General features: G+C 35.5%; 26 protein-coding genes. 22 read left to right on the top strand and 4 right to left on the bottom strand.

From position 1 onward, the window contains the following. From MKY02_RS20430 to MKY02_RS20410, 5 genes are all read left to right on the top strand, one after another. Positions 1-1,002: a substrate-binding domain-containing protein gene (locus MKY02_RS20430; RefSeq protein ID WP_038180630.1), complete on the top strand. Its 1,002-nt coding sequence runs from the start codon at positions 1-3 to the stop codon at positions 1,000-1,002. Between the two features lie 26 nt (positions 1,003-1,028). Then, on the top strand, positions 1,029-1,979 hold the full coding sequence (locus tag MKY02_RS20425; protein ID WP_038180627.1) for a sugar kinase: 951 nt from the start codon (positions 1,029-1,031) through the stop codon (positions 1,977-1,979). A gap of 131 nt (positions 1,980-2,110) precedes the next feature. Further along, positions 2,111-2,254 (top strand): hypothetical protein, encoded by a 144-nt coding sequence (locus MKY02_RS20420; RefSeq protein ID WP_155981162.1) that lies wholly within the window; start codon positions 2,111-2,113, stop codon positions 2,252-2,254. Continuing rightward, positions 2,254-2,697 (top strand): zinc-binding dehydrogenase, encoded by a 444-nt coding sequence (locus MKY02_RS20415; protein WP_340711646.1) that lies wholly within the window; start codon positions 2,254-2,256, stop codon positions 2,695-2,697. Before MKY02_RS20420 ends, MKY02_RS20415 begins: the two co-directional genes overlap by 1 nt. 11 nt (positions 2,698-2,708) lie before the next feature. Continuing rightward, positions 2,709-3,338 (top strand): bifunctional 4-hydroxy-2-oxoglutarate aldolase/2-dehydro-3-deoxy-phosphogluconate aldolase, encoded by a 630-nt coding sequence (locus MKY02_RS20410; RefSeq protein WP_038180624.1) that lies wholly within the window; start codon positions 2,709-2,711, stop codon positions 3,336-3,338. 36 nt (positions 3,339-3,374) lie between these two features. On the opposite strand, the gene MKY02_RS20405 is transcribed toward MKY02_RS20410, so the two are convergent. Continuing rightward, on the bottom strand, positions 3,375-3,890 hold the full coding sequence (locus MKY02_RS20405; RefSeq protein WP_038180621.1) for a winged helix-turn-helix domain-containing protein: 516 nt from the start codon (positions 3,888-3,890) through the stop codon (positions 3,375-3,377). 35 nt (positions 3,891-3,925) lie between these two features. Then, complete coding sequence (locus tag MKY02_RS20400) at positions 3,926-4,258, bottom strand: winged helix-turn-helix domain-containing protein (RefSeq protein WP_038180619.1); 333 nt, start codon at positions 4,256-4,258, stop codon at positions 3,926-3,928. Between the two features lie 205 nt (positions 4,259-4,463). Between MKY02_RS20400 and MKY02_RS20395 the strand changes: the two genes are divergently transcribed. Both MKY02_RS20395 and bioB read left to right on the top strand, forming a co-directional pair. Beyond that, positions 4,464-5,060 carry a biotin transporter BioY gene (locus MKY02_RS20395; protein ID WP_038180617.1) on the top strand — a complete coding sequence of 199 codons (597 nt, stop codon included), beginning with the start codon at positions 4,464-4,466 and terminating at the stop codon, positions 5,058-5,060. Beyond that, positions 5,057-6,058 carry a biotin synthase BioB gene (gene bioB / locus MKY02_RS20390; protein WP_038180616.1) on the top strand — a complete coding sequence of 334 codons (1,002 nt, stop codon included), beginning with the start codon at positions 5,057-5,059 and terminating at the stop codon, positions 6,056-6,058. Before MKY02_RS20395 ends, bioB begins: the two co-directional genes overlap by 4 nt. Positions 6,059-6,128: 70 nt before the next feature. Here the strand turns inward: bioB and MKY02_RS20385 are convergent, their stop codons facing one another. Next, positions 6,129-7,214, bottom strand: a complete 1,086-nt coding sequence (locus MKY02_RS20385; protein ID WP_038180614.1) for a metallophosphoesterase — start codon at positions 7,212-7,214, stop codon at positions 6,129-6,131. Positions 7,215-7,578: 364 nt separating this feature from the next. Here MKY02_RS20385 and MKY02_RS20380 point away from each other — a divergent pair, with 364 nt between their 5' ends. The 13 genes from MKY02_RS20380 (at position 7,579) to MKY02_RS20320 (ending at position 19,801) form a co-directional block, all read left to right on the top strand. Further along, entirely contained in the window at positions 7,579-8,538 is a 960-nt protein-coding gene (locus MKY02_RS20380) for an ABC transporter substrate-binding protein (protein ID WP_143691036.1), read from the top strand. A gap of 23 nt (positions 8,539-8,561) precedes the next feature. Further along, positions 8,562-9,569 carry a FecCD family ABC transporter permease gene (locus MKY02_RS20375; RefSeq protein ID WP_038180925.1) on the top strand — a complete coding sequence of 336 codons (1,008 nt, stop codon included), beginning with the start codon at positions 8,562-8,564 and terminating at the stop codon, positions 9,567-9,569. A 10-nt stretch (positions 9,570-9,579) separates the two neighbouring features. Next, a complete protein-coding gene (locus tag MKY02_RS20370) occupies positions 9,580-10,584 on the top strand; it encodes a FecCD family ABC transporter permease (RefSeq protein WP_143691043.1) in 1,005 nt (334 codons plus the stop codon). A 15-nt stretch (positions 10,585-10,599) separates the two neighbouring features. Then, positions 10,600-11,412, top strand: coding sequence for an ABC transporter ATP-binding protein (locus MKY02_RS20365; RefSeq protein ID WP_038180611.1), 813 nt, complete (start codon positions 10,600-10,602; stop codon positions 11,410-11,412). Then, positions 11,412-12,215: an alpha/beta hydrolase gene (locus tag MKY02_RS20360; RefSeq protein ID WP_235175682.1), complete on the top strand. Its 804-nt coding sequence runs from the start codon at positions 11,412-11,414 to the stop codon at positions 12,213-12,215. Before MKY02_RS20365 ends, MKY02_RS20360 begins: the two co-directional genes overlap by 1 nt. Positions 12,216-12,341: 126 nt before the next feature. Next, on the top strand, positions 12,342-12,563 hold the full coding sequence (locus MKY02_RS20355) for a YdbC family protein (RefSeq protein WP_038180610.1): 222 nt from the start codon (positions 12,342-12,344) through the stop codon (positions 12,561-12,563). Between the two features lie 199 nt (positions 12,564-12,762). Then, complete coding sequence (locus tag MKY02_RS20350) at positions 12,763-13,782, top strand: serine hydrolase domain-containing protein (RefSeq protein WP_076034227.1); 1,020 nt, start codon at positions 12,763-12,765, stop codon at positions 13,780-13,782. Positions 13,783-13,803: 21 nt separating this feature from the next. Further along, entirely contained in the window at positions 13,804-15,090 is a 1,287-nt protein-coding gene (locus MKY02_RS20345) for an ABC transporter substrate-binding protein (RefSeq protein ID WP_038180607.1), read from the top strand. Positions 15,091-15,160: 70 nt separating this feature from the next. Continuing rightward, positions 15,161-16,105: a carbohydrate ABC transporter permease gene (locus MKY02_RS20340; protein WP_076034228.1), complete on the top strand. Its 945-nt coding sequence runs from the start codon at positions 15,161-15,163 to the stop codon at positions 16,103-16,105. A gap of 11 nt (positions 16,106-16,116) precedes the next feature. After that, a complete protein-coding gene (locus MKY02_RS20335) occupies positions 16,117-16,944 on the top strand; it encodes a carbohydrate ABC transporter permease (RefSeq protein WP_038180602.1) in 828 nt (275 codons plus the stop codon). Next, on the top strand, positions 16,931-17,947 hold the full coding sequence (locus tag MKY02_RS20330; RefSeq protein WP_340711645.1) for an N-acetylglucosamine kinase: 1,017 nt from the start codon (positions 16,931-16,933) through the stop codon (positions 17,945-17,947). Before MKY02_RS20335 ends, MKY02_RS20330 begins: the two co-directional genes overlap by 14 nt. Positions 17,948-17,953: 6 nt before the next feature. Then, complete coding sequence (gene murQ / locus MKY02_RS20325) at positions 17,954-18,859, top strand: N-acetylmuramic acid 6-phosphate etherase (protein ID WP_038180598.1); 906 nt, start codon at positions 17,954-17,956, stop codon at positions 18,857-18,859. Between the two features lie 60 nt (positions 18,860-18,919). Continuing rightward, entirely contained in the window at positions 18,920-19,801 is an 882-nt protein-coding gene (locus MKY02_RS20320) for a MurR/RpiR family transcriptional regulator (RefSeq protein ID WP_038180596.1), read from the top strand. Positions 19,802-20,091: 290 nt separating this feature from the next. Here MKY02_RS20320 and MKY02_RS20315 read toward each other — a convergent pair whose 3' ends face one another. Then, a complete protein-coding gene (locus MKY02_RS20315; RefSeq protein WP_038180594.1) occupies positions 20,092-21,291 on the bottom strand; it encodes a class I SAM-dependent rRNA methyltransferase in 1,200 nt (399 codons plus the stop codon). A 252-nt stretch (positions 21,292-21,543) separates the two neighbouring features. Here MKY02_RS20315 and solA point away from each other — a divergent pair, with 252 nt between their 5' ends. Both solA and MKY02_RS20305 read left to right on the top strand, forming a co-directional pair. After that, on the top strand, positions 21,544-22,689 hold the full coding sequence (gene solA / locus MKY02_RS20310) for an N-methyl-L-tryptophan oxidase (protein WP_038180590.1): 1,146 nt from the start codon (positions 21,544-21,546) through the stop codon (positions 22,687-22,689). Between the two features lie 546 nt (positions 22,690-23,235). Continuing rightward, positions 23,236-24,243 (top strand): C40 family peptidase, encoded by a 1,008-nt coding sequence (locus tag MKY02_RS20305; protein ID WP_340711644.1) that lies wholly within the window; start codon positions 23,236-23,238, stop codon positions 24,241-24,243. The last annotated feature ends 52 nt before the right edge of the window (positions 24,244-24,295 follow it).

The following is a 24,295-nucleotide window of genomic DNA, read 5'->3' as shown; positions in this document are numbered from 1 at the left end:
ATGGAACGAGTAACAATGGCGGATGTCGCCAACAAAGCGAATGTCTCGAAAAGTACGGTATCACAGTATATTAACAACCGTTTTGAATATATGAGTTTGGAAACAAAGAAAAGAATTGAATGTGCCATTGATGAGTTGAATTATCAACCAAACATAATCGCACGGAGTTTAAAACAGAAAAAGACATATACAATCGGTGTCATTGTTGCGAACATCTTGCACACATTTTCAACACAAGTTATTCGTGCAATTGAAGATGAATGCCAGCTCAAAAATGTAAATGTCATAGTTTGTAATGCAGATGATCAACCTTCAAAAGAAAGAAAGTATATTGAAACACTAAGAGCGAAACAAGTGGATGGATTAATAATTTTCCCGACAGGCGGCAACTTAGACTTATATAAGAAGTTAGAGAAAAGTGGTTATCCCCTCGTTTTTGTAGATAGATCTGTAGAAAATACGGACATAACTTCGGTGTTATTAGATAACGAGAAAGCCTCTTTTCTTGCTGTTGATCATTTAGTGAAAAAAGGATATCGAAATATAGCATTTTTAACAACTTCTATTGAAATGAATATTACCCCTCGTATAGAGCGGATGAACGGATTTAAAAAAGCGTTGCAAAAGCACAATTTGCCACTTTTAGAACAGTTTTGTGCAGGTGAGCAAATTCATAAAATGCAGGAGAAAATACATTTTATGTTTTCACAAGATGAAGTGCCAGATGCAATTATTTGTGGGAATGACCTGACATTACTTGAAGTTTTGAAGTTTTGCCGAAAAAAATCGTTAATAATTCCAACAGATATCGCTTTGGTAAGTATAGATGAAGTTAGCTTTTCAGAGATATACAATCCTCCAATCACAGTTGTAACACAGCCATCTTATGAGATTGGTACTTATGCAGCAAAGCAGTTATTAAAAAAAGCAGATGATCATGAAAAAACGGAAGAAACTATTATCCGTTTTGAACCACAATTAGTAGAACGTTCTTCAACTTAAAAACAAAAAGAATGGGAGCGAATATATTGGATGTACTAACAATAGGTGACGCACTCATCACAATGAATCCTATGTCTAATGGGCCATTAAGATTTGTAAATTCCTTTGAAAGAAAAGTAGGAGGCGCAGAGCTTAATGTAGCTATTGGCTGTTCAAGATTAGGATTGAAATCAGGTTGGATTAGTCGTTTAGGACAGGATGAATTCGGCAGGCATATTTATTCATTTGCTCGAGGAGAAGGTATTGATGTTGAGCATGTGAAGCTAGTGGAAGGTTATCCAACGTCAGTATATTTTAAAGAAATTTTAAACGCCAATCGTATCAACTCATATTACTATAGAGGGAATTCTCCTACAGAAACATTTGAAACTACGGATATAGATGAAGAATACGTAAGGCAATTCAAAATTCTTCACATTAGTGGCGTATTTTCAGCCATTCATAAAAACAACCGAGAAATTATTTTAGCATTATTAAAAATAGCTAAAAAAAATAATGTTTATGTTACTCTTGATCCTAATATTCGCCTGAAGTTATGGAGTGCTGAAGAAGCTCGTAATACATTATGTTCTTATTTACCATATGTAGACATGATTATGATGGGTGAAGAAGAAGCAGAAATATTATTTTCGACAAGTAAAATGGATGAACTTACTCAACTTTTGCAAGAAACCTATAGCATCAAGAATTTTGTCTTAAAGCGCGGATCGAAAGGTGCAGTTGGTTACGAAGACGACCAAATCACTTCATCATCAGCCTTAGAAAATTTAGAAATTGTCGACGAAATTGGTGCAGGAGATGCCTTTGCATCTGGTTACATTTACGGAATTATTAACGGCTGGACAATGGAAAAACGATTAAGCTTTGCAAACTCTGTAGCAGCATTCGTATTAACAGTACCAGGAGATAATGAAGGTTTACCTTATATAGAGGATCTAGAAAAATTCCTAGGTTTAAAGAAAGATATACAAAGATAGTATAGACGCAAATCGAATAGGACAAAAAAATGCATGTAATATTTTTCATTAACTTAATTGTATATTGAAATAATACATGCATCTTTTATTTTAGTGGACTATTTAATCTTTCAAGAAGGGGTTGTTACTAATTGGTGTCTCAAAAAACTATTCAAATCAATATAGCTGATAATGTAGCCATTGCATTGGAAGATTTAGAAAAGGGCTATGTGATTAAATTACAAGATAGAAAAATCACTGATTTGCCAAGTTACAAGGTGCTACAACTTTCCTAATGGATTTAAGCGAAGAACGCCTTAACTATAGTAAAGACTGGACAGATGCAGATGCAGTATTTCAGCCAAGTGAGCAAGTATTAGATGAATTAAGAGAAAAAAATAATGGCCAATTGCCAACTATTGTTTTTGATGCTACTGGCAATAAGCATTCGATGATGAAAGCGTTTGAATATGCAGAGCATGGAAGAAAAGTAGTCTATGTTGGTTTAGTGAAAGGTACAATAAGCTTCTTCGATCCAGATTTTCATGCAAAAGAAATGACATTACTAGGAAGTAGAAATGCTACTTTAGAAGATTTCCAATATGTCATTGATTCTATGCAAAACGGATCGGTTAAAGGGGGCTATGTTACAAAGAAAATTACATTCGAGCAAACACCTGAATACTTCCAACAAGGTTATTTCCGAACAAATAAAGCACAAATCACTTTAGAGAGGTAAGGGGAATTCAAATGAATAAAGAACAAGCACTTTTACGTATGAAAGAAGCAGGTGTCATCCCTGTTATGCGCGGTATGGAAACAGCTACAGTTATTGATTTACTGCAAGCATTATATGAGGGTGGTTTAAAGGCAGTTGAAATTACAATCGAGGGCGACGAAGGTTTAGATTCTATTAAAGTTGCAAAGGAGCATTTCCAGGACAAACTATTTGTCGGTGCAGGCACAATTTTAAGTGGAGCAGATGCACAAGCTTCAATCGATGCAGGAGCAGATTTTATCGTTACACCAATCGTTGTGGCAGATGCTATTACAGTAGCAAAGGAAAATGACTGCTTTGTCGCAATTGGAGCATTCTCACCAACTGAAATTGCCACAGCGTATTCATTAGGCGCAGATATCGTAAAAGTATTCCCGGCAAACACACTTGGGGCTGATTATTTAAAAAATGTTAAAGGTCCACTTCCACAAATTCCGTTAATGCCAACTGGTGGTATCGATTTAAGTAATATTCAATCGTATTTCAAAAATGGCGCAATTTGCGTAGGTGTAGGCAGTGCAATTTATAAATTCAACACAGCAGCTGAAATTACAGCAGCAGCTCGTGAATATGTTCAAGCATTTGAATCTGCTAAAAACTAATAACATTTTTATAAAAAAGAGGTTGCTCATAGTCAATTAAATTGGCTTATGAGCAACCTCTTTTTGCATAGTAATATTATTTTGAGTTTTTTCGTAATAAACTTTGCCATCTTCTGAAATCTCCCAATAACCATACTGAGAATCTTTGCGGATAAAGTTTTTAATATTCAGCTGTTGACTAGCCCAACGAACATTGTTTTTCCATTGAGGCTCTTGACCATCACGTACTGTAATACGTGCTTCATCCTCAGTGATTTCGAACATCTCGCGCATTTCCTCATATGCATCATTAATTGCTACGGGTTCATTGCGATTGTATAAATAAGCTAGTAAATTTGGCTCTATGTCTGTAGAGGTAGGAAGGATAGGACGTTTGTTTTTAATCTCCAAAGACAAATCCTTAAACCCGTTTCTCTGTATCTCTTGCTCGATTAGGAACCGTATAGAATCTCCGATTTCAGATTGAGCACCGGCCCATTTCATAATGCCCTCATCACTTTTTCGTAATCGCAAAGTTAATGAGTTTCCGGCATGATATTGCTCCTTTGACATATGTTATCCCCCTGGAAGCCGATTATATCGATTTATTAATTGAATTTTTTTAGACGAGAATGGAGATAAACTTTTTTGCCTTTTTCGCTAATGCTCCAAAATCCTCGTTTTGCAGTACTCGTAGTATATTCCTTTTTCTTTAATTCAGTATGAGCATTTCTTACTTCATTTTCGAAAAGGCTTGCCCCGCTTTTTAGGGTTAGTTTTTGTTGTGCAATAGTCAGTTGAAAAACATTGGCCATGGCTTTATAAACATCTTGAATAGGTACCTGTCTTTCTTTTAAATAAAGAAATTCGAAAAGACGATTTGTAATAATTTTACGCTCCGGTAAGCTGACCTCTGGAGTTACAACGTTGACATTTGACATAATGTAAAGCCCCCTTAGTTAGTAGAAGCAATTTTAAGTAGCTGCTAATGTACCTATTGTAACACAATGAAGTACATTAGTCGACAATGCAATGCATTGTAATATGTTCTAGTGACTTGTGTTAACCATTGTGAATTTATAGGTTGACACAAATTGTTTTTTTTTTTACTATATTTATAAATACATAAACATACAGGGGTGTAAAATGACAACAAGTACAGTGAATTCTAAAAGTAAATGGAGAACAGTCGATTTAGTCTATTGTGCATTATTCGCAACACTTATGATGATTGGAGCGAATATTACTTCTTTCGCGCCGTTTATGGTAGTAGGTGGCGTACCGATTACATTGCAGCTATTCTTTGCTGTATTGGCTGGTCTTGTATTGGGAAGTCGACTAGGTGCCCTCTCAATTACGGTTTATATGTTAATCGGTTTAGCGGGTGCACCTGTTTTCGCACGTTTCGGTGGAGGCTTTGCCCAAATATTGAGTCCAACATTTGGTTTTATAGTTGCATTTATACTAGTTGCATTTATTGTCGGTAAAATTGTAGAAAATCATAGTTCGAAAAGAATGTACATCACAGCAGCGGTAGTAGGGGCAATCGTGAGCTATTTGATCGGTACTAACTGGATGTATGCTGCATATATGTTATGGTTTAGCGCACCTGAAGGTTTCACCTATAAAATGGCATGGCTTTGGATGATGCCACCATTACCGAAAGATTTAATATTAGCCGTATTTGCAGGCATATTTGGTCATCGATTACAAAAAGTGTTGAAGGTGAGGCAATCACGATGAATTATGAAGTGTTAGCACAGAAGGTCCTAGATGGATATCAACTGACAGATACCGAAGCATTCGCAATATTGAAAAGTCCAGATGAAGATTTATTACCTTTATTACACTCAGCTTATAAAATTCGCAATCATTATTATGGTAATAAAGTGAAATTAAATATGATTATTAATACGAAATCAGGTTTATGCCCAGAAAATTGCGGATACTGCTCACAGTCCATTATTTCAAAAGCACCGATTGAAAAATATGCGATGATGAAACAAGATGAAATCGTTGCAGGAGCAGAACGAGCAGCATCACTAAATGTAGGGACATATTGTATCGTTGCGAGCGGGCGTGGTCCTGTTAATAGAGAAATTGATATTGTCGTAGATTCTGTAAAGGCTATAAAAGAAAAACATAATGATATGACCATCTGTGCGTGCTTAGGTATTCTAAAACCGGAACAAGCCCAGAAGTTAAAGGAAGCGGGCGTTGATCGTTATAATCACAATATAAATACGTCTGCTAACCATCACGAGAACATTACGACATCACATACATATGATGATCGTGTAAGAACTGTTGAACTAGCTAAAGAAGCGGGTATTTCACCTTGCTCAGGTGTTATCGTCGGTATGAGAGAGACACAACAAGATGTGATTGCAATGGCACGTAGCCTACATGCCTTGGATGCAGATTCTATTCCAGTAAACTTTTTAAATGCAGTAGATGGTACACCGCTAGAGGGTACACATGATCTCAACCCTCGTTATTGTCTAAAGGTATTATGCCTATTCCGTTTCATCAATCCAACTAAAGAAATTCGAGTATCTGGGGGCCGTGAAGTGAATCTGGGTACACTTCAACCACTCAGCTTATACCCGGCAAACTCTATTTTCCTAGGTGATTACTTAACAACGGAAGGACAAGCAGGAGAAAAAGATCGCCAAATGCTTGAAGATTTAGGGTTTGAAGTGGATTTGGAGCCTTTACAACGTGAATTAAAAGTTAATTAAAAAATACCCTGTCGTAGATTATTACGACAGGGTATTTGTGTTTAATGTTTTTCTATAACATGAATTTATCTTAAAATACACATGCTTTAGGGATCCAACCAATCTCACCAATTGAATTTTTAATCAGGATATACCCATCTGTAGAATCATTTATCAGCCATACTTTTTCTGATTCTTGTACTGAAAGAAATGTTGTACTAATCCCTCGGGTACATGTTGCTTTTCCATCAACAATTTGTAAATATTCGTTTTTGATCCATTGTTGTTGCTGGAGATTGATATTTTCACAAAGCGTGAAATATTGTTCTTGTTGAATGATTTGCATTTCATAATATGGATAAGTAACGGTCCCTACTCGGCTTGTTGTGTCGAAATGGTCTTTTTTGATAATGACTTCATTTGTTAAATCGTCAACATAACATGATGTATATTGATTATCTTGAATGATTAAAGCATTTAATTGACCGTCTTCTTTGATTCGATTTCCTCCATCTATCGCCGTTATTTTCTTATCCCAATCGATTAATGGGAGATGTGAAGTTGTATGATTAAATCTATAATTTACCACTGGCCAATGTCCAACAATCACCATCTTGTCGGCTTGATGATTTTTTTCATAAAATGCATCTGCTTGCAAAGCAAATGTCTCCTGTGTTTGTTGCCAATCCTCTTTATTTTCAATTCCTGCATGAATAACTATGAATTCCTCTGTTTCGATTGCATGAGGTAATTGTTCAAGCCAAGTTAATATATCTTCAAAATGTTGACGATAATATTGCGTTAGTTGCTCTAAATTTCCAAAATCATTCAAGGATTTATGATAGACAGCTAGCATGTCGTTTAAAATGGAATTCTTTCTTTTTTCAATATAAGAGAGAATACCCTGGTCACCATTTTCTACATAGCGAAACAATACATCACAATTGCCTTTAGTGACATACACATTACTAGAGTGATTACATAGTGTTCTAATGTATTCTACGACTTCTAAACTATTCTCACCTTTCTCACACATATCACCATTAATAATTAAATAATCATTTGTTGTGTAAGTAACTTTATGAAGCAATTTTTTAAATAAATCCAAGCTTGCATGAATATCTGAAACAATAATGACTCGCTTTTCTTTTTCTACATGAACCTTCTCTACTCTCATATTTGTTGATCCCTCTTTTATGTAAAAGTAATAACAATTCCTAATAATTCAATAACATAAGATGAAAATCCTGCTTTAATAGAAACAAATTTTTCCATTACTATACAAAATAATGCAGAAATGTAGATTCGGCCTTTAGAATCTGTTAGTGAGGGATTCTATGATATAGGGCATTTAACATAACAATGTTCAATAATTTGAGCGTGTTAAACGAAATTTAATAGAACTTATAATGGGTGTTGACACTTTGTATATTAAGGGTTATATTGGTAAAAGTTATTGATATTGATAATCATTATCAGTTGTTTAACGGTAAATAAGTAGGCCTGCTTATATTAACTAATACATAAAGGAGATTTAACAGATGAAAATGAATAGATTTTGGATATTTGGATTAGCGGTATTTTTAGTAGCTTGTGGAGGGAATGAAACAACTCCAAAAAAAGAGGACAATAAAGCTGTAGAAACCGAAGAAACAGCTTCAAAAGAACAAACAATCACATATCTAGATAAATCATATACTTTACCATCTAAAGTAAATAATATTATCGCTGCAAGTTTAGAATCTATGGAAGACGCAGCAATGCTTAATGTGAAACCACTAGGAGCTGTAACAACTGCTGGTAAACTCCCAGAATACCTTGCTAGTGATTTGGAAGGTGCAACTTCTATAGGAGAAAAAATGCAACCGAACTATGAAACTATTTTAAAATTAAAGCCAGATGTTATTTTAGGTTCATCAAAATATCCGGATGAAGTGGTTGAGCAATTAAATAAAATTGGAACGATGATCCCGGTATCACATATTTCTACGGATTGGGAAGATAATCTACTTTTAATGGGTAAATTGACAGGTAAAGAATCTGAAGCGGAAAAAATTATTAGTGATTACAAAACAGAAGCAGAAGCTGCAAAAACTAAGGTAGCTGAAAAAGTGAAAGACAAAAGTGTTTTTGTAATACGTATCCGTGCTAATAGCATGTTCGTTTATCCAGCTAGTGTGTATTTAAATCCCGTTATATATGAAGATTTGGGAATAAAAGTTCCTGAATTAATTACTAAAACTGCTGCTCAAGAAGAAATCTCAATTGAAACTTTGGCAGATGTAAATCCAGATATTATTTTCTTGCAATTCGAGGAAAGCGAGAATGATAAGAAAACTGCTGCACTAGATGATGTATTAAAAAATCCTATCTTCAAGAGCATTAACGCTGCTAAAAACGACAAAGTATTTGTGAACGTAGTAGAACCTATGGCTCAAGGTGGTACAGCTTGGAGTAAAGAAAAATTCTTAAATGCAGCTGTTGAAAACCTTTCGAAATAATGTGTGAACCTATGATAAATAAAATGATGAAACCTAAATTTGTGCCAATCCTAATTATTGGTGCCGCACCTCTCTTCATCATATTTACAATTGCGTTATCGATCTTATACGGTACAAAGGATATTGATGTTACTACAATTTGGTTGGCGATTACACAATTTGATTCGGGAAATGTTGATCATAATATTATCATGCAATCTCGTTTGCCACGTGTTTTGGCTGCTCTGCTAGTAGGAGCATTTCTAGCAATATCAGGAGCTATTATGCAGGGGATGACAAGAAACTATCTTGCTTCCCCTTCTATTATGGGAGTAACCGATGGTTCAGCATTTGTGATCACGATTTGTATGATTTTTTACCCTGGAATGTCTAACTTTAATCTAATCATTTTCTCTATGATTGGCTCTGCTTTTGGAGCGGGGATTGTATTTGGTTTTGGTTCATTAATGAGAAATGGCCTATCTCCTGTAAGATTAGCCATTATTGGCACAGTTATTGGAACTTTTTTAAGCAGTATATCAGCAGCACTTTCTACATACTTTCAAATTTCACAAGATATGAGTTTTTGGTATAACGCTAAAATTCATAAGGTTGATCCTGAAGTTCTTTTACTTGCTTTACCATTTGGTTTAGTTGGTCTTTTACTTGCTTTATACATTGCTAAATCAATTACTATTTTATCAATTGGCGAGGATATTTCGATAAGTCTTGGTCAACGTACAAAATGGGTTAAGGCTATTAGTATATTAATAGTCGTTTGTTTAACCGGTACTGCTGTGGCTCTTGTTGGGAAAATCGGTTTCGTAGGATTAATTATTCCTCACATTACGAGATTTCTTGTAGGAGTCGATTACCGATTTGTCATCCCATGTTCAGCGATTATTGGTGGGGTCTTTTTAGCATTATGTGACGTTGGTAGTCGATTTATTAACTTTCCGTTTGAAACGCCAGTTGGTGTAGTTACATCGTTAATTGGTGTACCTTTCTTCCTCTATTTAATTCGTACGAGAGGGGGAGAACGACGTGCATAAACAACATTTTATGATGAAAATTACAGCCGCTTTTTTGCTTATTTTTATAGCTATGTACATTCATATCACCAATGGCACTTTCGATATGTCGATTAAAGATGTCGTCACAACGCTGTTACGAATTAATCCAAATGAAGATTTTGATCTAGTTATCTTTCAATTCCGGCTTCCGCGAATTGTTATTGCGGCTCTTGTAGGTCTAGGGCTAGGTATAGCGGGTACGGTTATTCAAGGAATCACAAGAAATGGCTTAGCTGATCCAGGAATATTAGGTATCAACGCTGGTGCAGGTACTTCTATTGTAGTATTCATGTTTCTTTTTCAGATGCAGTTAGTTGCATCTGGTAGCTCTAACTGGATTTCGATATTAATAATGCCTTTATTTGGATTTATAGGTGGATTAGCTGCTGCAATTATTATATATAGCTTTTCCTGGCGTAATGGCAAACTAGATACGCAGCGTCTGATTTTAACAGGTATTGCCATTAGTTCAGGATTTGGTGCGCTTTCAATGTTTATTTCTCTTAAAATGCGTGAAAGTGACTTTGAGATGGCGACTGTTTGGATGACTGGAAGTATCTATAATGCAAACTGGATTTTCATCGTTGCCATGTTACCTTGGCTTTTGATTTTGATACCTATAATCTACAGAAAAGCATATTTATTAGATTATTTACAACTTGAAGAGGCAAGCGTTAAAAGTCTTGGAATTGAAATTGAAAAAGAGAAATCGATACTGCTTTTATGTAGCATCGGTGTGATAAGTGCATGTGTAGCAGTATCAGGTAGTATATCCTTCATTGGATTAATGGCTCCTCATATCGCAAGACAACTTGTAGGTATACAACATCGGTATGTCATTCCTATGAGTGGTGTAGTAGGAATGCTATTAGTCATCTTCTCTGATTATGTTGCAAAAACAGTATTCGCCCCTGCGGAAATTCCCGTAGGCATCATAGTAGCAATTTTAGGTGTACCTTATTTTCTATATTTATTAGTTAAATCAAAAGCGTAAAAGGAGAACCGATAAATGGTGACTAGTGTTATTAGAGCGAAACAATTGACGGCAGGATATGAAAAAGTCACAGTTTTTTCAGATTTGAATACGACAATTAAAGAAGGAAAAATAACAACAATTATCGGTCCAAATGGATGTGGTAAATCAACCTTATTAAAAACAATTGGACGAATCCTAAAACAACAAAGTGGTAATGTATTTTTGCAGGAACAAGACATGAAGACAATTTCGACGAAGGAGATTGCAAAGCAACTGGCACTCTTATCTCAAAATCCCGAAGCACCTTTACAATTAAAAGTAGAGGAGCTTATTTCTTACGGTCGCTTCCCGCATCGGAAAAATGTAGGTACTTTATCAAATAAAGATATTGAAGTGATTGAATGGGCTATGGATATAACGAAAACGACTGCTTTTCGTGATCGAGAAATCGCTCAACTTTCAGGTGGTCAACGTCAAAAAGTATGGCTAGCAATGGCTCTTGCACAAGAGACAAGTATTTTACTGTTGGATGAACCGACGACTTATTTAGATCTTGCTCACCAACTTGAAGTACTGAAGATTGTAGAGCGTCTAAATAGAGAGCATCATTGCACAATAATAATGGTATTACATGATATCAATCATGCTGCACGTTTTTCGCATGAAATCATTGCAATGAAAGAAGGAGAAATTATTACTGTCGGTACACCTAATGAAATTTTAGAAAAAGGAACTCTAAAGCAAGTGTTCAATATCGATGCACGCATAATGATTGACCCAGATAATGGGGCACCAGTGTGTTTTGGATATGATACTTTCCTAGAGCAGGAATCGGGGGAAAAGTAGTGAAAGCAATAAATAAAGTCACTCAAGACAATACAGAACAATGGCTATACTATTCTGATGAAATGGATTATTCATATGATATAAAAGTATCATTACCTAGTTCACCCCCACCTGTAGATGGCTATCCTGTTATTTATATATTAGATGGAAATTCATACTTTCAATTTGCTCAAGGCATCGTAAGTTTGCAATCTAGAAATGCACCGAAAACATTGGTGAATGAGGCGATTATTGTAGGTATTGGGCATCAAGGTGAGGGAAAGGATGCTTCCAAACGAAGATTCTATGATTTTACTGCACCTGCAAATAAGTATGTTTATCCAGATCGGCTAAAGGGTTTTGATGTTGGTGTCCACGGAGGAGCACAGAAATTTCTTGATTTTATTGAGTTAGAGTTAAAACCGAAAATAGAAAGACGCTATTCTATTAATAAGGGAAAACAAGCTCTGTTCGGACATTCTCTCAGCGGCCTTTTTACATTATGGACACTTTTCACAAAACCAAAAGCCTTTCAAACTTATCTAGCTTTAAGTCCATCAATCTGGTGGAATGATCATGAAATTTTAACATACATGGATGGATTTCTGAGACAATCGGAAGCGTATGGGAAGAAGAACCTTTACATTGCAGTAGGTGAATGTGAGGGCTTTATGGTTGACGATGCAAAACAAGTGTTCAGCCGATTAAGTGCAGATCAACAAAAGTATGTGGAATGTGAATTTTACTGTGCTCCAGAAGAAAATCATGCATCTGTCGTGCCTACAGTCATGAGTAGAGCAATTCGCTTTGCAAATAAGAAATAGAAAGTTCTGATATAATGGATTATTACGAGGCTGATGGTGCTTAGGGAAAATAGTACTGTAACATCATACATTTAAGCTAGTTAGCCCAAATGATGAAGTTATTAAAGAACAAAGGAGTAAGAGTAAATGGCAGAACTAAAATACGAAATCGTAGAAAACATTGCAGTACTTTCTGAAGGTGCTAAAGGTTGGCAGAAAGAATTAAATTTAATCAGTTGGAATGATCGTGCCCCTAAGTATGATCTAAGAGATTGGTCTGAGGATCATACGAAGATGGGTAAGGGCGTAACGTTAAGTTCGGAAGAGGTTCAGGAATTGAAAAAGGCGTTGCAAGAATTGACATTATAATCAAGTGCAGTTTTTTGTAAAAATTGACTAAGTTATTCAATAGAACACATAGAAAAAGAGTTATCCGCTAATATGACGGATAGCTCTTTTTTTATGTGTATATGGTTTAAAAAAAAATTTCAGAAATCCGCTTATTTTTTGTTATTTAATTTCATATCGTAATAACATGGAAAATCTAAAAAATAACAAGGGTGTTGTCATGATAGACGAGTATATCAAACAAATAATTCAAAAAAAATTGCTACCGGGTGTAGTTATTAGTGTGCAACAGGATTCGAGGCATTTAATAACCAAGAGCTACGGGCATTTCAAAGGACAGGATTTGCAATTGCATGCAATCACAGAAAATACCCTTTTTGATTTGGCTTCTTTAACAAAGGTCGTCGCTACATTACCAGCTACCTTATATTTACTAAGTAGAAATGAACTTCAACTTGATAGAAGTGTGTCGGAAATTATACCAGCATTTCGTTTTCCAAAGGTGACGATTCGACATTTGTTACAGCATAGATCAGGATTACCAGCAGGGTTAGTACCAAAAGTAGAGAGACATCATAACAGGGATATAATGAGTGAAATATTAGCATGTAATTTAGTCTATAATCCAGGTCGGTTTGTCGCTTATAGTGATCTAGGGATGATCTTATTAGGCAAGATAGTAGAAAAAGTGACAGGGGAATTGTTAGATCAATTTGTGAAACGACATTTTTTTAATCCGTGGAATATGCATAATACACAATTTTTATTGCCGAATAACCAAAAGTATAAGGTGGCTTCTACTGAACTAGTTAAAGGACAATATGTCCAAGGAGATGTACATGATGAGAAAGCGCTTTTATTAGGCGGTGTATCTGGTAGTGCGGGCTTATTTTCAAGTGCAAAGGATTTACTCTTGTTTTCAGAGTATTGGTTAGGTATTAGACAACAGTCGGTTATTCCATTCAATTGGATGGAGTCAGCATATATGAATACGTTTTTAGGAAGGGGTCTTGGGTTTGAAGTGCTGACTGGTGAAGAACCATCAGTATCCTTTGGAAAGAAGGTGAGCGTAGGAGCTTTTGGACATACAGGATTTACAGGAACTAGTATTTGCATGGATCCTGTAAAAAAATCTTCTATCATATTATTAACTAATGCCGTGCATTTTGGAAGAAACAATTCGATTCGAGAAATCAGAAGGCAGATTCACGACCTGGTGTATGAGGAATTGCTTAACTAATTTTGGGGTGGAGGAACAGACATGAAGGTATTGAATAGGTGGTTCTTTTTGTTTGTACTTTTGTTGACAATCGTATTAGCTGGCTGTGGCTCAAAAGACAAATCTGATGACACGAGCAAGGGAGATAAAGAATCCGAATCTTCAAAGGAAGTGTCACTGACAATTGGTAGCTGGCGTACAGAAGATGTAGCAAAATATGAAAAAGTAATCGCATTATTCAACGAGGAACATCCAGATATTAAAGTCACTTTCAGTCCTACAAAAAACACAGAATATAATACGGTATTAAACACAGCATTACAAGCGGGAGAAGGTCCGGATATTATTCATTTACGTCCATATGCTGCTGGTTTAAAACTAGCAGAATCAGGATTCATAGAAAAAATTAACGATTTAAATGGAATGAATGTATTCTCGGAAGAAGCGCTACAAGCTTCTCGAGATGCAGAAGGAAATCAGTATGGGGTACCAATTAATTTGAGTTCTACTCAATTCTTCTATAATAAGAAGATTTTCAAAGAGCAAGGTTTAGATGTTCCAAATACATGGGATGAATTCATTCAATTAAATGACAAACTTCTAGCAAAAGGTATCACACCTATTGCGATGGGTACAAAGGAAAGTTGGCTATTATCTTTGCTCCACGGCATTGTGGGGCCAGGTGTTTATGAGGGTAATGATTTCTACAAGTCAGTTTTAGCTGGTGAAAAAGATTTCACAGATGCAAAGTTTAAAGAATCTATTCAAGTGATGAATGATTTGAAGAAATACTTTCCTAAAAACTCAGAGGGTCTAGGAATGGATGATATTCGAACTGAGTTTGCATTAGAAAAAGCAGCTATGTTCCCATTAGGTAGTTGGGAAATCCCCGTTGTTTCGGAAATGAATCCAGATTTAGATTTTGGCTTTTTCCCCATGCCATCTAAAGCAGGCAATAAAACTGTTACAACATGGGTTGATGGCTCATTTGCTATGAATGCCAACTCAAAAAATAAAGAGGCAGCAAAGGTGTTTTTAGAATTTTTAACTACAAAAGAATTTGGTGAACTATTTGTAAAAGAGTTCTCAATGATTAGTGCAATGCCTGGCATTTCTTCTGATCAGGCACTATTAAGTGATCTTAGTAAAGCAGTAGAATCTAACGCGACACCTTATATGTGGGTTACTAATTTTACAGGTGGAGACCCAACAACGAAAACAGTACTTGAAACTGAACTACAAGGAATGTATTTAGGTGATGTGAAAGTTGATGGTGTAGCAAAAAAAGTGCAAGAAAATGCAAAAACATGGTTTAAGCCGTTTCAATAAATAATAATTGCCCTCACTGAAAAGAGGTGAGGGCCTATTGTTTCAATTTACATAAAGGAGGCTATGGTATATGACAAATGGGACAGCTCCATCGATAAAAAAGAAACGGAGTTGGTCAAAGTGGACAATTCACTTATTTCCTATACCGGCATTAATCATTTATGGAATGTTCGTGTTATATCCAATAATGGCTGCCCTATCCTATAGTTTTTTTGAATTTAATGGAATGAGCAGAGGCAATTTTGTAGGGCTTCAAAACTTCGTTACGCTTTTTACAAAAGAGCCTTATGGGTCTATGTTTTGGAATGCTTTTAAGCATAATGGAATTTATTTTATTATACAGATGGTTGTGATGAATGGTCTGGCTTTCTTTTTAGCCTTTATCATCTATAAAAGAATCAGAGGTTCAGAGTTTTTCAAAGCTGCTTTCTTTTTACCAAGGGTACTCTCTGTTATTGTAGTCGGCTTTTTATGGAAACTCATCTTAAATCCAAACTATGGTACAGTGAATGTTTTACTTGAAAAGCTAGGCCTAGAAAGTTTGCAAAGAGCATGGTTAGGTGATCCGGATACAGCTCTTATTGTTATTATTCTAGTGAATTGTTGGTTTGGTATTGGATTTGGTGTTCTTATTTTTTTGGCCGGTTTTCAAGGGATTTCAAGTGAACTTATTGAAGCAGCCAGATTAGATGGAGCAAAGGGCTTTAAAATGTTGTCTAGAATCTATTTACCATTAATGATTCCCTCCATTATGATTATGGGCGTATTGACGTTCATTCAATCGTTTGAAGCTTTCGAACTTATTTATGCTATGCAGGGATCGATGGGCGAACCCTATTATTCTACAGATACATTAGCAGTGTTTTTCTATAGGTTAGCATTTGGCAGTTCAACTGCTGCGGGATCTACTTCTATAGGATTAGGCTCGGCTTTAGCGACATGCTTATTCTGCTTTATTTTAATATGTACTTCGGTTTTCTTACGAGTGATGAATAAAAAAGATGTTGAGATGTGAGAGGTGAAGGTATGAAGCAAGGTACTATTTGGACTAAACCTTTCTATTATATTGTTGTTTTTGTTGCAGCGACAATTAGTTTGTATCCGATCTTGTTAATGATTCTTTCTTCATTCAAAACGAGTGCAGAAATTTTTAAAAACCCTTTAGGTCTGCCGACAAGTATTAGCTTAGATACTTATCGGACGTTATTATCAAAAGTTCCTTTTACTACTTACTTTATGAATAGTGTCATAGTAAGCGTTGTGTCAGTATCTTTAATTATTATTGTGTGTTCTTTAGCAGCTTTTTATATTGCTCGTTTTAAATTTTCGTGGACTAATGCCATTTTCTTTATTTTTTTATTAGGAATGATGATACCGATTAAGTTAGGGATTGTACCATTATTTATTTTGATGAGAGATTTAGGATTAATTAATTCACTTTGGTCATTAATTTTTATGAATGTTGCAACAGGGATCCCGTTAACGATGCTTATTTTGACAGGCTTTTTCCGTACAATGCCTGTTGAATTAGAGGAAGCAGCTCGAATGGATGGTGCAGGAAATATACGCATACTCTGGCATGTGCTCTTACCAATTATGCGACCTGCTTTAGGAACTGTAGTTATTATTAATTTTATATCTGCATGGAATGATTTTTTCTTCCCATTAATTTTTATTACGGAAAAGGCGAAAATGACGATCCCTGTAGGAATGATGTCATTATTTGGTGAACATTCCGCAGATTGGGGTTCGCTATTCGCAGGCTTAACTTTAGCTTCATTACCAATGATTTTACTTTTTTTCATCGCTTCAAAGCAGTTTATGGAAGGACTGACGGCAGGTGCAGTTAAATAAACGATATTTTATTGGAATAGATGGTGGCGGAACTAAAACTCAAGCGGTGATTGGCAATAGCGATGGAGAGATTCTAGCTCTTGTAACTGGTGAAGGCTCGAATATAAAAGCCACTCTAAAGGAAAAAGTTAAAATCCAATTAGTCCATTTATTAGATAAGTTGTTAGTAAAGTCCGCTATTCAAAAAGCGGAGGTCAAGGCTGTATTTGTATGTGCAGCTGGTGGTGATCGTGAGGAAGATTTAGTCTGCTGGAATGAATGGATACAAGAGTATTTTCAATCGTATCATTGTACAATTCGAGTTACTAATGATGCAGTAGCAGCCTTGGTAAGTGGCACATTTAAATTGGATGGATTGGTTTTAATAGCTGGTACCGGTTCTATTGCTTATTTAGTACAAGAAGATGGTCGCAAAATTAGTCGAGCAGGTGGATGGGGCTATTTATTTGGCGATGAAGGTAGTGGTTATTATATTGGGACACAGGCATTAAGTCATATCTCACAACTATACGATTTACAAGAGCAGCTTGATGAATTTACGGAAGAAGTTCTCAAATATCTTCAACTGAATAATACCGTAGGCATCATCACGAAAGTTTATGAACAGGAGCAACCACGTTTGATCGTGTCATCTATTGCGATGATTGTTTTGAAATTAGCAGAGCGAGGTAACGATGTAGCGTGTCGAATTGCATTTGATGCGGTGGCTCAACTAGTGCACCTATTGGAAATTATATATTCAAGAGAGGAAAGTGCAAAGTCATTACCAATAGTTGTATGTGGTGGCTTATTTGAAAATGAGTATTTCTTAAGTCAATTTGAGCATTCTCTAAGCTTAGTCTTAAGTGACAATGAATTGATTAAACCATCTGTATCACCAGTAGTTGGTGCATTTACTTTAGCACTACTTGAAATGTACATTCCAATCACAAAGAAAATGAAAGTTGATCTGTTACAGACATGGATGAAAGTTGATCTTGAAAATAAGATTAGGAGGAATTGAAAATCTATGGAGCGAGAGCTAAAACTGAAAACAGAAGCGCATCATAGGGAAACAACCAATTTAGATTTAATGTCTGTAGCTGAAATTATAAAATTAATGAATCAGGATGACCTCAAAATTCCACTAGCTATTGAAAAGGTACTACCAAAAATAGAAAAAACGATTAAGGTAGTATATCATTCGCTTGAGACAGGGGGAAGATTATTCTATGTAGGTGCTGGAACAAGCGGGAGAATTGGTTTGTTAGACGCAGTGGAATGTCCTCCTACATTTAGTACATCACCAGAAGTAGTACAGGCAATATTAGCAGGTGGAATCGATGCAGTTGTCTTAGCCATTGAAGGAGCGGAAGATGATGAACAATGGGGTCAATCGAGCCTAAAAGAACATGGTTTAACAGAACATGATGTGGTGATCGGTATTGCGGCAAGCGGAAGTACCCCTTTCGTAAAAGGGGCTTTAGTTTATGCTCGTTCTGTCGGAGCTAAAACAATGAGTTTAACAAGTAATCCAAACTCAATTATTAGCGAATGTGCTGATATTGCGCTTGAGGTAGATACAGGTCCAGAAATCTTAACAGGGTCTACACGATTAAAGGCAGCTACAGCACATAAAATGGTATTAAACATGATCTCTACAGCTACTATGGTTCAATTAGGTAAAGTCTATAAAAATCTAATGGTTGATGTACATGCTAGTAATAATAAATTAAAAGAACGTGCAAAAAGAATTGTTTGTGAGGCAACAGAAGTTACTTACGAACAAGCAGAGCAGGTATTAGCTAAAACAGGTTATGAAGTGAAACCAGCGATAGTTATGCTTTTAACACAGTCAACTTTGGATGAGTCAAAACAACTTTTAGCAAATTCAAAAGGTCACGTTCGTGCAGCAATACAACTGAAGAATCTCTAATTAAGAGAGAATATAGTAATATTGCTTCAATATTAAATAAGGAAGCAGGGGGTTATAAGTATAGAAAAGATGAATTCGGGATTGCTAATTCTTTCCGAAATGGAAGCTAGCTTGCCACCTTCTGAGAGGAAAATTGCTCAATATATTTTAAAACATCCTGCTGAAGCAATTAAAATGACAGCAATCGATATTGGCAAACATAGTCATACAAGTAGTGCGGCTGTCATTCGCCTTTGTAAATCATTGAATTTAAGTGGCATACAAGAATTGAAGCTTAGAATTGCTGGAGATTTACAAAGCGAGAAGGTTGATGTACGTGATATCGAACCGAATGAGCCGTTAGAGTTAACTATTGATAAGATTACAAATCATAGTATGCAAATTTTACGTGAAACTGCAGATTTAATCGATCAAAAAGCGCTTATGCATGCTGTGGATGCAATATTAAATGCTAAGAGAATTTTCTTCTTTGGTGTTGGTGCATCAGCAATAGCTGCAATGGATGCGTATCAAAAATTTGTGCGTATTAATAAATACTGTATGTATTTCACGGATACACATTTAGGCGGCACCGCCGTTGTAAACGCGGAAGAGGGAGATGTAATTGTTGGCATTTCATTTTCAGGAGAAACACATGAGGTAGCTAAGGTGTTAGAGATAGCAAATGGTGTAAATGCTACAACAATTAGTCTTACCAGATACGGGAATTCACTTGTTGCCAGCTTAGCAGACATTTGTTTATATACTTCACCTAAATTAGAAGCTACTTTTAGAAGCGGTGCAACTTCTTCGCGATTAGCACAGCTACATGTGTTAGATATATTATTTATGTGCGTGGCAACTAGTACATATGAAGAGACAATAGAGTATTTGGATAAAACGAGAACAGTAATTAAAACATTACATGAAAAAGTTGGGAAACGGAGAATCAACTATTCTTAAAAAGAAGTATCAGTTCTTTATTTAGGCCAGATATTTCTTTTTTGGGGTTTGTTCTTAGGATTCAAATTCTTGCAATAGTAATTTTTTATGAGCAAAGCTGAAAATATTTGCAAAATTAAAGCATTAATCTAGTAATTGTTTATACAGATAACTATGGAAACTACTACTATTACAGCAAATCAATAAAAGTGATAAGGATTCGGTTGTTTTATTGAAATGGTACTTAGTATAGATTAGTGATTAACCTAAAATATAAAAACCGCGACCATTTCTGGTTGCGGTTTAATCTCTTATTTATTCAGCTTTTTAATGAACACAACTTTTAAATAGTTGAACTCAGGGAAGTCGCGGTTTGCGCGGAAATCTTTTGGTAGTGAAGATTGTTCAACTATTTTATAGCGAGTGTTTGAATCTTTAAACGCCTTATCAATGAACGTCTTGAACTTTTTCATACCGAAGCTTGCATTGTTTGTAGAAGCAACAATAATACCGTTTTTTTCCGTAATAGAAATTGCGTCCATTAGCAATTTCGGATAGTCTTTTGCAGTACTAAATGTCATTTTTTTCGAACGTGCAAAGCTAGGAGGATCAAGTACAACTAAATCATATTTCATGTTGTGACGAACGGCATATTTGAAGTAATCAAATACATCCATTACTTTAATATTTTGCGCTTCATAATCGATACCATTGACACTAAATTGTTCAATCGTTTTTGCTAAGCTACGTTTTGCAAGATCAACACTCGTTGTTTCTTTTGCGCCGCCAAGAGCAGCAGCAACTGAAAATGCACCAGTGTAAGAGAAAGTATTCAGCATATTCGTATCTTCTGCATAATAATCACGAATTGTACGACGTACATCGCGTTGGTCAAGGAAAATCCCAGTCATTGCACCATCATTTAGGTTCACTGCAAAATTCATACCATTCTCTTTAATAATGATAGGGAAATCTCCAGGTTCACCCATTACGAAATCATCTTGCTCGATATATTGTCCCTTCGTATCAAAACGTTTTTTCTCATAAATAGCTTTGAACTCAACTAACTCAGCAAGTGCATCATAGATATATTGTTTGAAGCTATATATTCCATCACTATACCAACTAACCATGTAATAACCATCAAAATAATCGATTGTTAGACCGCCAATGCCGTCCCCTTCGCCGTTAAATACACGGAATGCTGTTGTTTGGCTATCCTCGAAAAAGTCAGCACGGTGATCTAGTGCAGTTTTCAATTTAGTCTTGAAAAATGCCCCATCAATCTCTTCATGTTCTTTTGTCGTTAGGACCCAACCAATTCCTTTATTTTGATTACCATAATATCCAGTTGCTAAATAGCGATTAGCGCGGTCTACAAGACGAATAAGTTCGCCTTCTTCACGTAGCATATCTGTATTAACTACAGCCTCTTTTAAAATTAATGGATAGCCTCTTTTTAAATCTGCAAGAAAGCTTTGATCCACTCTAAGTGTTATCATTTTTGTCATCATGTCATCCTTAATATTCGTTTTCCTCATTATCGCATTTTTCGCCATAAAATGCGAAACTAATGAGGAAGTTTAAGGTTGATTAAATAATAAAATAATGGAATATATGAATTGCAGCCATTAAAGGTATCGCTTCCAAGATGAGAAGTTGAACAACAGCCTTGTACATTTCAGCAATAATCCTTATCACTCCCCAATATTCTAAAAATTCATAGTAAAATAATAATAATGAGTATCAAGGAGGCAATGAAAATGCATTATGATGTGATAGTTATAGGAGCAGGTTCAATGGGAATGGCTGCGGGATATTTCCTTTCACAAAGTGGAAAAAAGACTTTACTATTAGATGCCTTTAATCCACCACATGATAAAGGAAGTCACCATGGTGAGACACGCATAATTCGTTATGCATATGGTGAAGGGGTAGAGTATGTTCCACTCGCTTTACGTGCACGTGATTTATGGCAAGAACTTGCACAACAAACAGGTAAGGAAATTTTTCTCCAAACTGGTGTCATTAATGTTGGTGATAAAAATATTCCGTTCATAAAAAACGTGATTAAGAGTGCAGAGAAATTTGATCTACCATTAGAGGTTATGACGGCAACTGAGGTAAACGAAAAATGGGAAGGTATGCAATTACCAGATAACTACCTCGGTTGTTTCGAACCTACTTCGGGCGTGTTAAGAGTAGAATCATGCATTGAAGCTTATAGAGAATTGGCCATAAATGCAGGAGCAACTATTCGTACAAATAGTCGTGTTATTAAAGTCGATCCACAGACAGACAAAGTTACGATTTATACAGAAGATGGTGCAATATTTACAGCAGACTCCGTAATTATTTCTGCGGGTGCTTGGGCTGGAGAAATACTAAAACAATTGGATTTAAAACTTCCACTAAACCCAATTCGCAAAACATTCGCTTGGTACGATGTAGATGAAAAATACTATAATCAAAACGATTTTCCAGCTTTCACATTCGAGCTTGCGGAAAGTATATACTACGGTTTTCCAAGTATTGATGGCGCAGGATTAAAAGTGGGACGGCATGATGGAGGAGATAATATTAATCCAGATGAGGACAAACTTGCATTTGGTGATGTCGTCGGTGATGTAGAAAATCTGAATGGATTCCTAGATGAATTTATGCCACGTGAGCATGAGTTGAAATTCGGAAAAACATGTATGTACACAATGACGCCAGATGAAGATTTCATCATAGATGTCCATCCAAAACACAATAACATCGCCATCGCAGCTGGTTTCTCAGGACATGGTTTCAAATTTGCTAGCGCTGTTGGAGAAGTCCTAAGTGACTTGATTACAAAAGGATTTACAGATTTAGATATCACACCGTTTTCTATTAAACGGTTTAGTAACGTAGGGAAAATATGATTACAGTAAAAAATCCAGAGCATGATCTATAAAAAACAAAATTGCAGAAAATACAAGTAGAAGATTTCTATAGAAATATTGAGTCATTTCAGGGATTTCAAATTCCAATGTCAATGACAGCTCTCAGTTTAGAAATTTATCAATAAGAACCATAATCAGTTCTTTCACTATATAAGTAAACTCCCTTAGCTTTTAAAGCAGAAGGGAGTTTTTTTGCATTGAATAATTATGTTTTTATCAAGTAGTTACCATTTTCAGTAAAAAAATTATGGAATTCATCAATTAAATAAAATAACAAAGAAAAGTAGTATTAAATGGAAAATTAATCCGTTTATATTTCCGTTTTATTAAAAACTGGATATAGTATGAGGATTTTGAGTTATTTGTAATAAAGTGTAATGACATTGTAAATGAAATGCCGTTGTTTCTCCATCTGACTTTCCTTAGTATTAATAGTGGAATTAATAAAAAAACGTTATTTACATCCATAAACATCGAAATATTATTATCTACTATAAAAGAAAAAATTGGAGGAACATTATTAATATGAACAAGCAAACAGTATTTAAGGCTATCACAGCAACTACTTTGACAATAACACTTGGACTTGGAGCATTAGTAAATAATCAACCTCAACAACCAACACAAACGAATGCAACAAATGTTTTACAAGATTCTGCTAACGGAATTACGATGGTTTCAAGTTCAAAAGCAACTAAAATTTCAGGTAAATATAAAACAACAGCAGCATTGAATATGCGTAAAGGTCCATCTACAAGCAGCAAGAAAATAACAACACTAAAAAAAGGTGCAGTCGTAACAGCTACATATAAAAAGAAAGTAAGTGGTACAACATGGTACAAAGTAAAACACGGTGGAAAAACTGGTTGGGTATCTGGTTCATACTTAAAAAAATATAATAAATCAACATCATCTACTGCTAAAGCAACAAAAATTAGTGGTAAATATAAAACAAAATCAATATTAAATATGCGTAAAAGTGCATCACTAAAAAGTGGGAAAATAACAACACTAAAAAAGGGAGCTGTCGTGACAGCTTCATATAAAAAGACAGTAGGCGGAACAACGTGGTATAAAGTCAAACATAGTAGCAAGAAAGGTTGGGTATCAAGCTCATACTTAAAAAAATACAAAAAAACAACAAAAGTTTCTAGCTCAAACTCAGCACTTCGTAACAAAGTGATAAGTGTAGGTAGTCAATATTTAGGCGTTCCTTATGTATGGGGTGGCATGTCGACATCAGGTTTTGATTGCTCAGGTTTTACAGCTTATGCATATAAAAAAGCTGGATACGGTACACTTCCACATAATAGTCGTTCTCAACGTGCTGTTACTAAAAAAGTAAGTAGTCCAGAAGTAGGCGATTTAATCTTCTTCACTGCTACACCAGGAGGTAGCACGATTACGCATGTTGGTCTATATGCAGGAAACAACAAAGTTTTACACGCAGCAGGGGACAAAGTACAGTATCAAAGTGTTGCAAAAGGTAGTTACTGGGAACCACGTATCGTAAGCTACGGATCATTAAATTAATAGTATAAATTTAAAAAGGCTCTAACTGGAGAATAAAAACTTCAGTTTAGAG

The sequence above is a fragment of the Viridibacillus sp. FSL R5-0888 genome (assembly GCF_038009105.1).
Classification (GTDB): domain Bacteria; phylum Bacillota; class Bacilli; order Bacillales_A; family Planococcaceae; genus Viridibacillus; species Viridibacillus arenosi.
The sequence above is the reverse complement of the archived record's forward strand: the minus strand, read 5'-3'. Positions and strand labels throughout refer to the sequence as shown.

Excerpts from the sequence above, each read along its gene's own strand:
- MKY02_RS20430 (WP_038180630.1), top strand. The coding sequence starts at position 1 with ATGGAACGAGTAACAATGGCGGATGTCGCCAACAAAGCGAATGTCTCG.
- MKY02_RS20415 (WP_340711646.1), top strand. The coding sequence starts at position 2,254 with ATGGATTTAAGCGAAGAACGCCTTAACTATAGTAAAGACTGGACAGAT.
- MKY02_RS20410 (WP_038180624.1), top strand. The coding sequence starts at position 2,709 with ATGAATAAAGAACAAGCACTTTTACGTATGAAAGAAGCAGGTGTCATC.
- MKY02_RS20405 (WP_038180621.1), bottom strand. The coding sequence starts at position 3,890 with ATGTCAAAGGAGCAATATCATGCCGGAAACTCATTAACTTTGCGATTA.
- MKY02_RS20400 (WP_038180619.1), bottom strand. The coding sequence starts at position 4,258 with ATGTCAAATGTCAACGTTGTAACTCCAGAGGTCAGCTTACCGGAGCGT.
- MKY02_RS20395 (WP_038180617.1), top strand. The coding sequence starts at position 4,464 with ATGACAACAAGTACAGTGAATTCTAAAAGTAAATGGAGAACAGTCGAT.
- bioB (WP_038180616.1), top strand. The coding sequence starts at position 5,057 with ATGAATTATGAAGTGTTAGCACAGAAGGTCCTAGATGGATATCAACTG.
- MKY02_RS20385 (WP_038180614.1), bottom strand. The coding sequence starts at position 7,214 with ATGAGAGTAGAGAAGGTTCATGTAGAAAAAGAAAAGCGAGTCATTATT.
- MKY02_RS20380 (WP_143691036.1), top strand. The coding sequence starts at position 7,579 with ATGAAAATGAATAGATTTTGGATATTTGGATTAGCGGTATTTTTAGTA.
- MKY02_RS20375 (WP_038180925.1), top strand. The coding sequence starts at position 8,562 with ATGATGAAACCTAAATTTGTGCCAATCCTAATTATTGGTGCCGCACCT.
- MKY02_RS20370 (WP_143691043.1), top strand. The coding sequence starts at position 9,580 with ATGATGAAAATTACAGCCGCTTTTTTGCTTATTTTTATAGCTATGTAC.
- MKY02_RS20365 (WP_038180611.1), top strand. The coding sequence starts at position 10,600 with ATGGTGACTAGTGTTATTAGAGCGAAACAATTGACGGCAGGATATGAA.
- MKY02_RS20355 (WP_038180610.1), top strand. The coding sequence starts at position 12,342 with ATGGCAGAACTAAAATACGAAATCGTAGAAAACATTGCAGTACTTTCT.
- MKY02_RS20350 (WP_076034227.1), top strand. The coding sequence starts at position 12,763 with ATGATAGACGAGTATATCAAACAAATAATTCAAAAAAAATTGCTACCG.
- MKY02_RS20345 (WP_038180607.1), top strand. The coding sequence starts at position 13,804 with ATGAAGGTATTGAATAGGTGGTTCTTTTTGTTTGTACTTTTGTTGACA.
- MKY02_RS20340 (WP_076034228.1), top strand. The coding sequence starts at position 15,161 with ATGACAAATGGGACAGCTCCATCGATAAAAAAGAAACGGAGTTGGTCA.
- MKY02_RS20335 (WP_038180602.1), top strand. The coding sequence starts at position 16,117 with ATGAAGCAAGGTACTATTTGGACTAAACCTTTCTATTATATTGTTGTT.
- murQ (WP_038180598.1), top strand. The coding sequence starts at position 17,954 with ATGGAGCGAGAGCTAAAACTGAAAACAGAAGCGCATCATAGGGAAACA.
- MKY02_RS20315 (WP_038180594.1), bottom strand. The coding sequence starts at position 21,291 with ATGACAAAAATGATAACACTTAGAGTGGATCAAAGCTTTCTTGCAGAT.
- solA (WP_038180590.1), top strand. The coding sequence starts at position 21,544 with ATGCATTATGATGTGATAGTTATAGGAGCAGGTTCAATGGGAATGGCT.
- MKY02_RS20305 (WP_340711644.1), top strand. The coding sequence starts at position 23,236 with ATGAACAAGCAAACAGTATTTAAGGCTATCACAGCAACTACTTTGACA.